This window comes from Streptomyces sp. NPDC014861, from assembly GCF_043081625.1.
Taxonomy (GTDB): Bacteria; Actinomycetota; Actinomycetes; order Streptomycetales; family Streptomycetaceae; genus Streptomyces.
In genome coordinates this window covers 298,306-312,848 of record NZ_JBIBWV010000002.1, presented here as the reverse complement: position 1 = coordinate 312,848, position 14,543 = coordinate 298,306, and the positions used below count along the sequence as shown (strand labels likewise).

At 71.3% G+C, this 14,543-nt stretch carries 10 protein-coding genes and 1 pseudogene; 6 read left to right on the top strand and 5 right to left on the bottom strand.

Annotated features, from left to right (window positions below; translation table 11 throughout):
- Position 1: 1 nt before the first annotated feature.
- Positions 2-780, bottom strand: a pseudogene (locus tag ACF1BN_RS05175) (NUDIX domain-containing protein).
- A gap of 1,272 nt (positions 781-2,052) precedes the next feature.
- Between ACF1BN_RS05175 and ACF1BN_RS05170 the strand changes: the two are divergent.
- Positions 2,053-3,438, top strand: coding sequence for a VanZ family protein (locus ACF1BN_RS05170; protein ID WP_392330206.1), 1,386 nt, complete (start codon positions 2,053-2,055; stop codon positions 3,436-3,438).
- A 708-nt stretch (positions 3,439-4,146) separates the two neighbouring features.
- On the top strand, positions 4,147-4,998 hold the full coding sequence (locus tag ACF1BN_RS05165; RefSeq protein WP_392330205.1) for an NAD(P)H-binding protein: 852 nt from the start codon (positions 4,147-4,149) through the stop codon (positions 4,996-4,998).
- A gap of 429 nt (positions 4,999-5,427) precedes the next feature.
- On the opposite strand, the gene ACF1BN_RS05160 is transcribed toward ACF1BN_RS05165, so the two are convergent.
- Entirely contained in the window at positions 5,428-6,522 is a 1,095-nt protein-coding gene (locus ACF1BN_RS05160) for an ABC transporter substrate-binding protein (protein ID WP_392330204.1), read from the bottom strand.
- A 257-nt stretch (positions 6,523-6,779) separates the two neighbouring features.
- Positions 6,780-7,157, bottom strand: coding sequence for an ArsR/SmtB family transcription factor (locus tag ACF1BN_RS05155; protein WP_392330203.1), 378 nt, complete (start codon positions 7,155-7,157; stop codon positions 6,780-6,782).
- A gap of 94 nt (positions 7,158-7,251) precedes the next feature.
- Here ACF1BN_RS05155 and ACF1BN_RS05150 point away from each other — a divergent pair, with 94 nt between their 5' ends.
- The gene (locus ACF1BN_RS05150) at positions 7,252-9,339 is read left to right on the top strand and encodes a heavy metal translocating P-type ATPase (RefSeq protein ID WP_392330202.1); all 2,088 of its coding nucleotides are present in this window, start codon (positions 7,252-7,254) and stop codon (positions 9,337-9,339) included.
- A 226-nt stretch (positions 9,340-9,565) separates the two neighbouring features.
- Here ACF1BN_RS05150 and ACF1BN_RS05145 read toward each other — a convergent pair whose 3' ends face one another.
- Together ACF1BN_RS05145 and ACF1BN_RS05140 are read right to left on the bottom strand one after the other, a co-directional pair.
- Positions 9,566-10,270, bottom strand: coding sequence for an SDR family oxidoreductase (locus tag ACF1BN_RS05145; protein WP_392330201.1), 705 nt, complete (start codon positions 10,268-10,270; stop codon positions 9,566-9,568).
- A 147-nt stretch (positions 10,271-10,417) separates the two neighbouring features.
- Complete coding sequence (locus ACF1BN_RS05140) at positions 10,418-11,470, bottom strand: ketoacyl-ACP synthase III family protein (RefSeq protein ID WP_392330200.1); 1,053 nt, start codon at positions 11,468-11,470, stop codon at positions 10,418-10,420.
- A gap of 315 nt (positions 11,471-11,785) precedes the next feature.
- Between ACF1BN_RS05140 and ACF1BN_RS05135 the strand changes: the two genes are divergently transcribed.
- The 3 genes from ACF1BN_RS05135 to ACF1BN_RS05125 are packed head-to-tail and all read left to right on the top strand — an operon-like array spanning position 11,786 to position 14,542.
- Positions 11,786-12,058: an acyl carrier protein gene (locus ACF1BN_RS05135; RefSeq protein WP_392330199.1), complete on the top strand. Its 273-nt coding sequence runs from the start codon at positions 11,786-11,788 to the stop codon at positions 12,056-12,058.
- Positions 12,051-13,307, top strand: coding sequence for a beta-ketoacyl-[acyl-carrier-protein] synthase family protein (locus ACF1BN_RS05130; protein WP_392330198.1), 1,257 nt, complete (start codon positions 12,051-12,053; stop codon positions 13,305-13,307). The genes ACF1BN_RS05135 and ACF1BN_RS05130 overlap by 8 nt, the downstream gene beginning before the upstream one ends.
- A complete protein-coding gene (locus ACF1BN_RS05125) occupies positions 13,304-14,542 on the top strand; it encodes a beta-ketoacyl synthase N-terminal-like domain-containing protein (RefSeq protein ID WP_392330197.1) in 1,239 nt (412 codons plus the stop codon). Before ACF1BN_RS05130 ends, ACF1BN_RS05125 begins: the two co-directional genes overlap by 4 nt.
- Position 14,543 lies beyond the last annotated feature (1 nt).

The following is a 14,543-nucleotide window of genomic DNA, read 5'->3' as shown; positions in this document are numbered from 1 at the left end:
CTTACCGGGCGCCTCTAGACCGGGACGCGAGGATGTGGAGCAAGGCCACGAGCGTGCCGGACCCCATGAGCTTGCCCTCGGCCATGAGCCGCGGGATGTCATCGAGGGGGATCCACGCGATCTCCCCAGCTTCCTCGGCGTCCGTCGGCTCGCCGACCTTCTCGGCGCGCCACGGGCCACGAAGATCTCATGCGGCGAGTCAACCATGCCGATCATCGGCTGGTAGCTCACCACGTGCTCGACGGCGCCGGGGCGCCACCCCGTCTCTTCCTCCGTTTCGCGGGCTGCAGTGGTGGCCGCGTCCTCCCTGGCGTCCACGATCCCGCCGGGCAGCTCCCACCCCCACTACTGCGGCACGAAGCGGTATCGCCACAGCATGAGCACGCGGTCCTGGTCATCGACCACGGCCGTGATCGCCACACGGAAGATGCGGACGACATGGTGCTCGAAGCGCTCGACGCCTGGGGGTTCGACGTCGACCAGATCCAGGCTCACCCACGGGTTCTCGTAGATGTGGCGGGAGCCGTGGATCTTCCACGGCTCCATCTCCGCCGGCGTCGGGACGCTCTCGCCGCCGAGGACGCGGTAGGAGCTTCGGTCGTGAGCCTTAAAGTAGTGCTCGCTCGACAGACGGGCGGGCACCTGACGCAGCGCGGTGCGGCCGACCTCCAACTCGGCGCTCAGGGCCCGCTCGGACGGCAACTCGTCACCGGGGCCGAATCGCCCGGACTCGATCCACGAACGGATCGTCTCGTAGACCCTCTGCGTCTTGGGTCCCATCCTCGGCGCACACTCCGGGATCGTCGGCTGGTGGCAGCCAGCGTAGCCGGGGAGCAGAACGGATGACTCGGCCATGTGAACCTCTCTTCCGGAGATCGCTCGGTCCCGTACGCGGGTTGTGAGCGGACAGCGGTTAGAGCCCTGAGAGGGGGCCGTTTCGGGGTCCCGTGGGCCACGTGCGGGCCAAGACCTCGACACAGCGGCCCGGATACGGGAAAGATGCTGGTCAAGCCGGGTAGGCGAACTGTCCGCCGGGCGGTTTTGGAATCCGCCATGGTGGGCGAGATCAGACTTTCCCTGTCTCATCAAGGCACCCGCCGTGCACGGCGCGGCGGGTGCGTCCCGTCGCCCGGGCCTCCGCTCCCGTCGCTGCCCATGCTGTCAGGCGGGCGGACGGCGGCCGGGTCCTCGTGTCCAGGCCGTTCGCACAGGGGCGCACTCCGCCTGAACGCCAGGACCGGCGCCCGGTCCACGCTGTGTGCGCCGACGGCAGATGGGAGGTAGGTGGCGTCATTTGTGACGCTCACCGACGTCTCGGGCGTTCGCAGGCTCTTTCCCTGCAAACCTGCTGAATGGAATATGTCAAGTCATGAGCATATTCGAGCCATAGCCGGAGACTGCACATGCATTTCAAGCCAGGACTCACGTCGGCACTGGATCTTGTGAATCGCCACGTGTTCAATTCATGGCTGGGGTTACTGGGCCCTGGAGGTTAAATTCCAGAAACTCCCGACTCGAATCCGGGTGTTTCTGCTCGAGGCGAGGAAATTTAGTGCTTACTAAGAATCGCGCTGCCGCGCTGGCAGGAATTATAGCTGCCGGCTCGATTGTTTTCGGAGGGTCTGCCGCCTCCGCGAACACTTACTGCGACTCTGCCGGCTACTGGGGGGGCGGGCACCCCAATTCGCGATGCACGAAGCTGAGTAACGGTGTTCTGAGTCACAGCAAGACGAGCCTTCTCCCCACACGGATCAATACCATCTACTACAAGTCGGGGGGGTCCGCAGTGAGCGTGCGCCTCGGCTACACCTCGGGGGGGGCCACGACCTACTCCTCGAACTTCACCATTAGCTCGGGCCAGACGGTGACCCGCTACTGGGAAAAGCCGGGAGACTACCGCTGCTACAGCACCACGGGCGTTCTCAACTACAGCGGCGGCACATTCCAGACGCCCTCCGCAACCTGCTGATATCCGGCATCTGACAGGGCCTCGTCCATCCGGGCGAGGCCCTGCTCTCATATTGAAAAGTATTTCTTCACAAGGACCTCTTCATGTTTACAGCAGTATTCCACGATCGCTACCTTTATCTAATCTTCAGCATGATCGTCGCCCTCTTGCTTGGCGGAGGCGCCTGGCTGGTCTCTCGCCATCTAAGAAATTCCCGCGGGGTGTGGTGGGCGGGTTTCACTGCTAGTTTCGCGGGAATTCTATCTGTCACCTTCATGGGTAGTGGTACGGCCAGCGGACAGTGCGCGATCAATCGTGATTTGTGGGAACCATTCGGGACAACGCAAGGCCTATGGAATCTAGCTATGACTGTGCCGCTGGGGCTCTTCGCGTTCTTGGCCGTCCGGCGCCCATTTCCTGTGATCGTCGCAGTTACCGGCATCCCTTTGGGGATCGAAGTTGTTCAAGCGAAAGTGGATGGACTAGGTCGAATATGTGACAGTTCAGATGCCCAGATGAACATTATTGGCGGCCTAGTCGGTCTGGCCGCCGCCGCTGTTGTCGTCGCGAGGCGGGATGGCATCCAGTGGAAAATGGGAGCAAAAGGAGCCTTCTACTCTTCCGCACTCCTTGCCATGGTCGGCGCTGGAGTCATAGCTCCCTCTTTGATGTTTACGCATATCGACGGAACCGGACTCTCGGCCGCTACGCCGGAACAGAAGCAGGCCGTTCAGAAAGCGGTGAAGGAAGCCTTTGGTGACCGGTATTTGCTCGGCCCGGTCCAGGATCAGCCGTGCGTTGGAGCTCCTTGCCGAAGTCTCGTATTCTCCTTGATCAGCCGAGATGAAGGCCACCCTGAAGCCTTCGCTAGTGGCACGCTCTCATGGCCGGACCAGAGGAAACTAAATATCCTTCTGAAGGATAGCGACCGGCCGAGCGTTATGGGGTTCCCGATCAAGGGCGCGAAGCCGCCCTCTAACCAGCAGGACGCTCATCAGCTCGCACGGTCTTACATGGAGAGTCACTACTCATGGGCCCAGGATTCCTCGGAGTATAAAACGTACCCCGTGGGAGAGAAGGCGGAGCTGGGATGGATAACTAGTTGGCGCTGGGTGCACAATGAAATCCTGATGCCTCGAATGCTCGACGTTCAGGTTGATCGGACGGGGCAGATTTCACAAATAAGCGTTTCTATGGGCCCAAAGAGTCTAGACCTCCCTGGGGTCGGCGTCAGTTCCGAACAAGCCGAAGAACTTGTACGGAATGCTATACGCGGGCAAATCGACAATACTGACGGGTTGAATGGTATTGAAATTGACGCATTCACCCTCAAGGCATCAGAAAAGGACGGCAATTGGCGACCAATGTGGCTTGTGAGTTTGTCTTTCTCTCGCGATAGCCTGAAAAGTGTGGACCAAGAATCGGGACAACTTTGGCGCGTTGATGCAATTAATGGAACGGTGTATAACGACGCCGACATGCCGGCATAGGCATCACCGACGTGGATCTTATAGGCCTAAGGTTACGGGAAGTGATGCCTCGTTTTCCTGTGACATCCCAAGGGCCAGGTGATCTCGATTGCAGCACCTAAAGAATCGTTCGATTAATTGCCCAGAATTGATTTTCCGAGCTATCGGCTTCTATGCCGAGTTGTCGAGGAACGCTCGGCGCGCTTCTTCGGGACGCCTGCGATTGAATGACGGCTAAACCCGTCAGAGCTGGCTGTTCCGCAACTCAGCGACTAGATCAACCGGGAAGAGGCGATCACACCCTGGTGCAATACTGAAGAGGGTCGCTGCATCAGCAGACTGGGAGAACCTGTACTGAGACGCGATGAGTCGCTTGAGCTGCCATATTCCAGGACGTAGATGGAGCATGATCTGACAGCGTCCGGAATCCGACCCTCCGGTGGCTGCGTGGGGAAGGCTCTCAGCGCATCGGGGAAGACCGAAGTGACTGGTCAGCCACCTAGGACCGCTGCTGCGGCTCAGTCTCTTCTAAGCACTTGGCCGCAGGTTCGAGTCCTGCCGGGGGCGCGTGACGGAAGACCCTCCTTCGGGAGGGTCTTTTTGCTGGTCGGGGAAGTTCGCCGATCGGGGGCGGAGTGGCTTGGGTCGTTCGTTTCGAGGGGGCCTTGACCTCAACCTTGGTCGATGTATGAGAGTCGGGTCATCGGACGGCGAGGCGAGGGGATTTCGATGACACAGCCCAGGATCCTGGTGACCGGCGCGACCGGGAAGGTCGGCGGCGCGGTGGTGGGCCTGCTGCACGCGGCGGGCGTGCCCGTGCGGGCGCTGGTGCGGGGGGAGGCCGACCTCCCGGAGGGGGTGCAGGCGGTGCGTGGCGATCTCGGTGATCCCGGATCGCTGGGCGCCGCCCTGGAGGGCATCGACGCGGTCTTCCTCGTCTGGCCCTTCCTGAGCGCCGAGGGCGCGTCGGACGTGGTCGGGGAGATCGGGAAGCACGCCCGACGGGTGGTGTACCTGTCCTCCGCCGGGGTCGGGAGCGGGGAGGTCGAGCCCGGCGAGGCCATCACCCTGTTCCACTCGGAGCTGGAGCGGCTGATCGAGGCGTCGGGCCTGGAGTGGACGGCGCTGCGGCCCACCGGCTTCGCGGGCAACACGCTGGGCTGGGCGGACGAGGTCCGCGCCACCGGTGCGGTACGGGCCCCGCTGGCGGCGCTGGCGCGTCCGCTGATCCACGAGGCGGACATGGCGGCGGTCGCCGTCCGGGCACTGACGACCGACACCCTGCTCGGCGCCCGCCCCGTGCTCACCGGTCCCGAACTGGTCACCCAGGAACGGCAGGTGGCCCTGATCGGCGAGGCGATCGGGCGGCCGGTGCGGTTCGAGGAGATCACGCTGGACGAGGCCGCCGAGCAGATGCGGGCCGCGGGCTACCCGGCGGAGCTGGTGGAGGCCGTGCTGCCGGCCCAGGCGGGGATGCTCGACGCTCCGGAACCGGTCAACGACGAGGTGGAGCGCATCACAGGCACCCCGGCGCGGTCCTTCCGGGAGTGGGCGGTGGACCACGCGCCGGACTTCCGCTGAGACTCCGCGCGCACGCGGAGGGCGACGGCGACGGGCCGCACCGGTCCCGGGCGGGGGGCGGTGCGGACTGGTGGGCTGGTGGGCTGGTGGGGCGGGGGACGGTGGGGGCCGGGGACGGTGCGGGCCGCTGGGGCGGTGCAGGCCGGGAGCGATGCGGGGCGGTGCGGGTGGGCGGTGCGGGTGGGCGGGTTAGAGTCGCGGGCATGGGGGCTCAGGGGCGTGTGAAGACGTGCAAGTGGTGCAAGCGGCCGGTGGTTCGGCGGTCGTGGTGGCGTTCGCGCCGGTACTGCAACCGGTGGCATCAGACGCGGAAGTGGATCTCGCGGATCATCGAGGTGACCGGAGAGGCGGCCGGCGCCTGACGGCTCCCCCATCTCCGACCTCCCCGTCCTCGAAGCCCCCGTCCCCGACCTCACCGATCGGCGGTCGTCAGCCCGGGGTCGTGTGCAGGGTGCGGAAGCGGGTGGGCGCGGCCGGGTCGCGGTCGGCCACCTGGACCGGGGACCAGGCCCACTGGCGGACCGGGCCGTCGGCCGGGCGGGTGAAGCGGATGGTGCCGCGGGTCCCCTCCACGGAGACGCGGGGCCAGGAGCCGGCGATCGCCTCGCGGTCGGTGCCGTGGGCGCGGAGGGTCTCGGCGAGGACCGCGATCGTGTCGTAGCCCTCGAAGGCCACGAAGGAGGGGGCGGCGCCGAGGCGGGCGCGGAGGGCCGTCTCCACCCGGGCCCCCAGGGGCGTCGGACGCTCGGGGAGGTAGCGGAGGAACGGGATCGCGGTGCCGTCGCCGCCCAGGAGCGTCTCCCACGCGGCGAACTCCGGCTGCCCGGCCGGCGCGCCGATGAGGAGACCCGCGAGGCGGGAGTCCCCGCGGACCGCCCGGACGATGGGGACCGCCGGGTCCGGGAAGCCCGACAGGAGGAGCAGGGCCGTCGCACCGTCGGCGGCCAGCGCGTCGCAGAGCGTTCCGTGGTTCGGGGCGCTCGCGTCGAGCGTCGTGACCGTGCCGCCTCGCGGGGCCAGGTGGTCGCGCAGGATGCGGGTGCCCGCCGCCCAGTAGACGCTCGGTTCGGCGGCGACCGCGACGCGGGTGTGGCCCGCGGCGAGGAGGAAGTCGGCGTAGACGCGCCAGCCGTGGGACTGTGCCGGGGCCAGCCGCGCGACCCGGTCCGTCGGCCGCTCGGTGAGCGCGTCCAGCACCGCCGAGGAGCAGAGGAAAGGCAGGCCGAGCGCGTCGGCACGGGCGGCCGCCGCGCGGGCGGAGACGCTGTGGTACTCGCCGGCCAGGGCGGCTACGCCGAGCCCGGCGAGTTCGTCCACGGCGGTCTCGGCCCTGCGCGGATCGGCGGCGGTGTCCCGGACCACGAGGTCGAGCGGCCTGCCGTCGACGCCGCCGGCCGCGTTGGCCTCCGCCACGGCCAGTTCGAGACCGGCGAGCAGATGCCGGCCGGCCTCCGTCCAGCCGGGGCGGGTCAGCGGGGCGAGGGCGCCGATCCGGACGGGGGGTGCGGACGTCGTCGTGCTCATCGGCGGGCGTCTCCCGGGGGTGATTCCGTACGGTTCACCCCATTCTTGGTACGGGAGAGCGCGTCGGCCCTTTCGGCGCGCCGCCCGGCCCGCGCGACCTCCGCCGCCGCCCCCTCCGGTCGCTGCCGCGTCGCCGGGTCACCGTCGCCGTCGTCGGGTCACCGTCGCCGCCGTACGACCGCCCTCATCTCCGTACGGCCGCCCTCATCTCCGTACGACCGCTCCCGCCATCGTCCGGCCGTCCCCCGACGCCCGCCTCAGTGCGCCGCGCCGCGCTCCGTCGCCGTGTCGCGGACGCCGAGGCGGAGGTGCTCCACGTGGTAGAGCGCCTGGTCGAGGAGTTCGGCGACATGGTTGTCGTACAGGGCGTAGACGATCGAGCGGCCGTGGCGCTCGCCGGTGACCAGGCCGAGGTTGCGGAGCAGGCGCAACTGGTGGGAGCAGGCGGAGGGTTCCATGCCGACGGCCTCGGCGAGGTCGCCGACCGCGCAGGGCCCTTCCTGGAGCCTGGCGAGGATGTACAGGCGCGAGGGAGTGGCGAGGGCCTGGAGGGTGGCGGCGACGTCGGCGGTGCCGACGGCGTCGAGTCGCTCGCGCGGGGTGGCGCCCGTGGCGGCGTCGGTTCCGTGGCCCATGGGGCCATCATACGGATGACACATGAATAGCTGTTCAGGTGTTCCGGTATGGTGACGGGGTCGATGCCGTCCGCCCGCGAAGGGTCGCCCCGCCATGCCTTCATCCCTGGACCAGAGCGACCAGAGCAACCAGCGCGACCAGCACGAACCGGCGGACCAGCAGGAACAGCGCCAGTCGGCCGAGGGGCGCGCGCGAGGCGGACGGCCTGCCGCCCCCGCTCCCCCGCTCCCACCCCACATCCGCACCCGCACCCGCACCCGCACCGGGACCCGCACCCGCACCCGCGCCCTCGCCCTGCCCGAGGTGCGGTGGGCGCTCGCCTCGCTCGGGCTGTTCCTCCTCGCCCTCCCCCCGTACCTGCTCGGCGGTCCCGCCTGGCTGTGGGGGGCGCTCTTCGCCGCCGCCTACGCCACCGGCGGGTGGGAGCCCGGTCGGGAGGGGCTGAAGGCGCTCCGGGAGCGGACCCTCGACGTGGACCTGCTGATGGTCGTCGCCGCGCTCGGCGCCGCCGCGCTCGGCCAGTTCCTCGACGGCGCGCTGCTCATCGTCATCTTCGCGACCTCCGGCGCCCTGGAGGCGGTCGCGACCGCGCGTACCGCCGACTCGGTGCGCGGACTGCTCGACCTCGCGCCCGCCACCGCCACCCGGCTGCTCCCCGACGGCGCGGAGCAGACCGTGGACGCGGAGCGCCTCGCGGTCGGGGACACCGTCCTGGTGCGGCCCGGGGAGCGGATCGGCGCGGACGGGCGGGTCGTCGGCGGAGCCAGTGAGGTCGATCAGGCCACGATCACCGGGGAGTCGCTGCCGGTGGTCAAGGAGGCGGGCGACGAGGTGTTCGCCGGGACCGTCAACGGCACCGGCGCCCTGCGCGTACGGGTCGGGCGCGACCCCTCCGACTCCGTGATCGCCCGGATCGTCCGGATGGTGGAGGAGGCGTCGCGCACCAAGGCCCCGACCCAGTTGTTCATCGAGAAGGTGGAGCAGCGGTACTCGGTCTCCATGGTCCTCGCGACCCTCGCCGTCTTCGGCGTCCCCCTCGCCTTCGGCGACGACCTGGCGTCCGCGCTGCTGCGCGCGATGACCTTCATGATCGTGGCCTCGCCCTGCGCGGTGGTCCTGTCCACCATGCCGCCGCTGCTCGCCGCCATCGCCAACGCCGGCCGGCACGGTGTCCTCGCCAAGTCCGCCGTGGTCATGGAGCGCCTCGGGCAGGTCGACGCCGTCGCCCTCGACAAGACGGGCACCCTCACCGAGGGCACCCCGCGCCTCACCGACGTCCTCCCGCTGCCCGGCAGCGGTCTCGACGCCGACGCCCTGCTGCGGCTCGCCGCCTCGGCCGAGCACGCCGGCGAGCATCCGCTGGCCCGGGCCGTCGTCGGCGCGGCCCGGGAGCGCGGTCTCGCCCTGGCCGCCGCCGACGCCTTCACCGCCACCCCCGGGCGGGGCGTCACCGCCACCGTCGAGGGCCGGGTCGTCGAGGTCGGCTCCCCCGCGCGGCTGCTGCCGCCCGGCGGTCAGGGCGAGCTGGTGGGGGAGCTGGAGGCGTCGGGGCGGACGGCCGTGGCGGTGCTGCGCGACGGCGAGCCGGTCGGCGTCCTCGGCCTCGCCGACCGGCTCCGCCCCGACGCCGCCGCGACCGTCGCCGCGCTGACCCGGCTGACCGGCCGCGCCCCGACCCTGCTGACCGGCGACAACGAGCGCGCCGCGCGGCACGTGGCCGAGCGGGTCGGCATCACCGACGTACGGGCCGGTCTGCTGCCCGCGGGGAAGGTGGCCGCGGTACGGGCCTGGGAGGCGGAGGGGCGGCGGGTGCTGGTCGTCGGCGACGGCGTCAACGACGCGCCGGCACTGGCCGCCGCGCACTGCGGGATCGCGATGGGCCGGGCCGGTTCCGACCTCGCCCTGGAGACCGCCGACGCGATCGTCGTACGCGACGAACTCGCCGCCGTCCCGGCCGTCGTCGCCCTCTCCCGGGCCGCCCACCGGCTGGTCGTGCAGAACCTGCTGATCGCGGGCGCCTTCATCACCGTGCTGGTCGTCTGGGACCTCGCCGGCACCCTGCCGCTCCCCCTCGGCGTCGCCGGACACGAGGGCTCCACCGTCCTCGTCGGCCTCAACGGCCTCCGCCTCCTCCGGACGTCCGCCTGGCCGCGCCCGCGAGAGCGCCGGGGCGAGGAGTGACGGCCGACCGTCCGCGAGGCCCGGTGCTCCACGCCCGCGGCACCGCCGGGGCGGGAAGTGATGCCCGGTCCGGGGGCGCGGGTGGGCACCGACTCGGGGCACGGCGGGTGCCGGGCCCCGATACGGCCACCCGGACCGGGAGTTCGAGGGGATCGGGAGGATCGGGAGCGCGATAAACGGAGAAAGCGGATGCAGCGGGGGAGCGGAGGGGCCGTACGGGCGCGGGTCAGATGCCCATGCCGATGCCGCCGCCCACCGGGAGCACCGCCCCGGTGATGTAGCCGGCGTCCTCGGAGGCGAGGAAGCGGACCGCCGCGGCGACCTCGCGGTCGGTGCCGGGACGGCCGACGGGGGTCATCCGCATCGTGTCCCGCATCCGCCGGTCGCTGAGGTCCTTCGTCATGTCCGTCTCGATGATGCCGGGCGCGACGAGGTTGACCGTGATCCCCCGGGGGCCGAGCTCCCAGGCCAGCGAGCGGGCGAAGCCGAGCAGGGCGGTCTTGGTGGCCGCGTAGTTGGTCTGGCCGGGGGAGCCGAGGAAGCCGAGCGCGGAGGAGAGGAGCACGATCCGGCCGCGCCGCTCGGCCAGCATGACCGAGGCCGCCGCCCGTACCGTGCGGAACACCCCCCGCAGGTTGGTGTCGAGCACCTCGTCGAAGGTGTCGTCGTCCATGCGCAGCAGCAGGGTGTCACGGGTGATGCCGGCGTTGGCGACGAGCACCTCGACGGGGCCCTGCTCGCGGGCGACCGTCTCGAAGGCCTCCTCGACGGACCGCTGGTCGGTGACCTCGCAGCGCACCCCGAGCAGGCCGTCGGGGACGGCGCCGCCGCGGTGGCCGACGGCGACCCGGTCGCCGTCCTCGGCCATCATGCGGGCGACCGCGAGTCCGATGCCCCGGTTGGCTCCGGTGATGAAGACTGATCGTGACACGGCTGTTCCGCCGTCCTTTCCTGGTACGTGCGATGAGGTGGTTCTTCGCCCGGGGCCGGCGCGGGCGGTTCAGCCGACGCGGGCGCTTCAGCCGGCGCGGGCGGTTCAGCGGTCGGGAGCGGTTCAGCAGTCGGACGCGCGGGCGGCTCAGCGGTCGGGGGCCTGGACGACCAGGCAGGACCAGGTGAAGCCGGCGCCCGCGCTGAAGACGAGCGCCGCCTCCCCCGGGGCGAGCGCCCGCTCGCGCAGGAGGTCGGCGAGGCCCGCGACGGCGTCGCCCGCGCCGAGGTGGCCGGTGGTGCGGCCGTATTCCAGCGGTTCGGCGGAGGTGTGCTCGGCGAGTACGGCCCGCCAGGAGTCGCGGAGCGTCTTGCGGCCGAAGCGGGGCAGGACCGCGTAGCGCAGCCGGAGGTCGTACGGGTGCATGCCGGCGTCGAGCAGGGCCTCGCCGACGACGGTGCGGATGCCGCGCAGGTTGGCGGCGACGAACCCCTCGTTGCCGTGCTCCCGCAGGTACGCGCGCTTCGTGACGCGCATGTCGACCCGGTCCCGGACGCCGCGCGGCACGGGGGCGAAGGGGTCGGCGCCCCGGTGCATCTCCTCCAGTTCGGCCGAGGCCGTGCTGGCCACCGACAGGAGCAGGAGCGGGTCGTCCTCCCCGGCGGGCGCGGTCAGCACGACGGCCGTGCCGCCGTCGCCGTACGCCACGCCGTAGTCGCTGGCCCAGCGGTCGAAGCCGGGGGCGACGAAGCGGTCGGCGGTGGTGACGAGGGCCCGCCGCGAGCGGGGGGAGCCGGTGGCGCGGGCCGCGGTCAGATAGGCCGAGGCGAGCTGCACCGCGCTGCTGCCGCCGTTGCACACCTGCTGGATGCCGATGGGCAGGGCCCGTTCGGCGCCGAGGCGGTGGGCGACGTAGTGGGCGGGGGACCACAGGTCGTGGCCCTGGTAGTACATGCTCGCGTGAAAGGTCAGGTCGAGTTCCTTGGGCTCGATCCCGGCGGCCGCCAGCACCTCGGACGCGGCGGAGACGGCCATGTCGGGGGCCGACTCGTCGACGGCCGCGGGGACGTCCTCGTGCCCGAGGTCCCGCGCGTGCCGCGGGGTCAGCCGGCCTTCCGCGACGGCGTCCTCGACGCGGTCCCGGCCGTGCGGGAGCCACAGGGCCGCGGCCGAAATACCGACCGGTTCCGCCAGCTTCATCTCCGTCCCGCCTTTCCTGAGGGATTCGGTGGTGGAGTATGCCGAGCCGCGATAGAAGCAGCGTGGAAGTTATGCGGAAACACCCCTCTCCGATCGACCTCTTCGCAGGTGGGACGGGGTCGTACCTCCTTCGACACACGGCCGGGTACCACTATCGAAACCTTGCCCGAAAGACAGCGCGCGACTTTCATTCCGAACTGCAGAAGAAAACCGAAGCACCGGACACCCGAATTGCGGGACCGCCGGAATTGCGGCGGCGCCGGGAATCCCGAAGGGGACGGCCCGGCCGGTGCGACCAGTTCGAAGGGGAAAGACATGGCCGGCACTCAGCTTCCCGAGGACCTGCGGGCGGACATCCGGGGGATCGTGGCCGAGGTGCTGGAGGTGGACGCCTCCGACCTCGCCGAGGACAGCAGCTTCGTGAACGACTTCGACGCCGACTCGCTGCTGGTGATCGAGATCATCTCCCGCTTCGAGCGCGACCTGCGCATCAAGATCCCGAAGGACGAGCTCGCCGAGCTGGACACCCTGCCGGAGGCGTACGAGCTCGTGGCGAAGTTCTATGTCGCGGGGGCCGTGGGTGCCTAGTCAGCCCACCCGGTACGGCTCCTCCCGCCGTGTCGTCGTCACCGGTCTCGGCGCCGTGAGCAGCCTGGGGCTCGGCGCCCACGAGCTCATCGACTCCGTCCGGTACGGCCGGCACGGCATCGGGCCCGCCGAGCAGTTCGACACGGCGGGCTTCGAGCGCACCCTGGCTGGCGAGGTCCGCGGCTTCGAACCGGGCGTCCATCTGCGGCATACGGCTCCGGAACGCTGGGGCCGCAGCGGGCAGTTCGCCGCCGTCGCCGCCCGCTTCGCAGCGGAGGACGCCGGGCTGGCCGGCACGGCGGACGACGGCCGGGACGGCCTGGGAGCCCATCGGGGCGTCAGCGTCTTCGGCACGACCAACGGCGAGTCCCAGGAGGTCGAGCGGGCCGTCGCCCAGTCGGTCGAGCGGGGACCCGGCGCCATGGACCCCGCGCTCCTCGGCCGCACCTCGCCGGGGAACATCGCGGGCGCGGCCGCCGCCGAACTGGGGCTCACCGGCGAGGCGTTGACCTTCGGCACCGCGTGCGCCGCGGGCAACTACGCGGTCGGCTACGCCTACGACCTGATCAGCTCCGGCGAGGCCGACCTGGCGGTCTGCGGCGGCGCCGACGCGTCGAACCGCGCGACCCACGCGGGCTTCCACGCGCTGGGCGCCCTCGCCGAGTCCGTCCCGCGCCCCTTCGACGAGCACCGCGACGGGATCGTCACGGCCGAGGGCGGTGCCGCGCTGGTCCTCGAACCGCTCGACGCGGCGGTCGCCCGCGGCGCCCGGATCTACGCCGAGGTCCTCGGGCACGGCATGACCTGCGACGCGCGGCACATGACCAATCCGCACGCCGGCACGATCGCCGCCTGTGTCCGCGCCGCGCACGAGCGGGCGGGGATCACGCCGGCGGACGTGGACTACATCTGCGCGCACGGCACCGGGACCCGGGCCAACGACATCACCGAAGTCACCGCCGTACGGGAGGTGTTCGGCGACGCCCTGCCGCCGATCAGCTCCATCAAGTCGATGCTCGGCCACACCATGGGCGCGGCCGCCGCCTTCGGGGCCCTCGTGTCCTGCGCGGCGCTGCACGAGGGGTTCCTGCCGCCGAGCGCGACGCTGCGGGCGGTCGATCCGGAGCTCGGCGAGGTGGACGTCGTCCCCGGCGTCGGCCGGGACGCGAGCCCCCGGATCGTGCAGAACCACGGATTCGCGTTCGGCGGCAACAACGCCGTCGTCCTCTTCGGGAAGGCCGGGGTATGACCACCATCGCAGTCCCCGAACCGGTGATCGACGCGGCGCCCGCGGCGGCGGTTCCCGGGGTCGTCCCGCTCGACATCGTCGGCCACGGCGTGTTCAGCGCGGCGGGCTCCGGCCTCGCCGCCCTCACCGCCCTCGCGGGGCTCACCGGGCTCGCCGGGCTCCCCCGGGAGAGCGGGCACCCGGAGGCGGCGGGCGCGGACGGCGCGTGGCCGCCGCTTCCGGTCCGCGCCGTCTCCGGCTTCGACCCGGAGGCCGTCCTCGGCCGGAAGGGTTTGAGGGGGCTCTCCCGTACCGACCGGCTGGTGATGGCCGCGAGTCTCGCCGCCGCGACGCGGGCTCCCGGCGGCGCCGGGGAGCGGACCGGCATCGTGCTCGGCACCGACGTCGGCAGCGCCGCCGCGCAGGAGGCCTTCCTCCGCGACACGTTCGTGCAGGAGCGGCCCTACCTGGTCAACCCCTCCGCGTTCCCCGGCACGCTGATGAACTCGGCGGCCGGCCGGACCGCGATCCGCCTCGGCCTCACGGGGCTGAACGCGACGGTGTCCGGCGGTGCGCTCGCCTCCCTGCACGCCCTGCGGTACGCGCGCAACGCCCTGGTCAACGGGCACGCCGACCACCTCCTGGTGGGCGGCGTCGAGGAGGCGTCCGCCGCCGGCGCCTGGGCCTGGCACCGCACCGGCGCGCTCCGCCCCGGCGCGGCGCTCGGCGAGGGCTGCGCGGTGTTCGCCCTGCGGCGCGGGGCGGACGCGGGCACCGGGGGCGGCACTCCGCTCGGGCACCTGCTCGCCTGCGAGACCGGCTTCGCCGACCCCGTGGCCGAGGGCCCGGAGGGCGTGGCGCGGCGACTCGCCGACTGCGTCCGTACGGCGCTGCTGCGCAGCGGGCCGATCGGCGCCGGGGACGAGCGGCTCCTCGTGGTGCCGGGCGCGGGTGCCCGGCGCGGCTGGGCGGCGGTCGAACGACGCGCGCTGCGCGGGGTGTTCGGCGCCCTGCCGGCGAGCCGCCTGCTGCGGGTCAACACCGCCCTGGGCGAGACGTACGCGGCGTCCACCGCGCTCCAGCTGGCGGCGGTCCTCGCCCGCTGGCAGGACGGCGCCACCGGTGAGGGGCCGGCTCCGGAGCGGGCCGCCGTCCTCACGGCGGTCGGCCAGGACGGCTCGGTGGGCGCGGCCGTCGTCGCCCGCCCCGCCACCGCCACCGCCACCGCCACCGCCACCGCCACCGCAAGCGACTGAC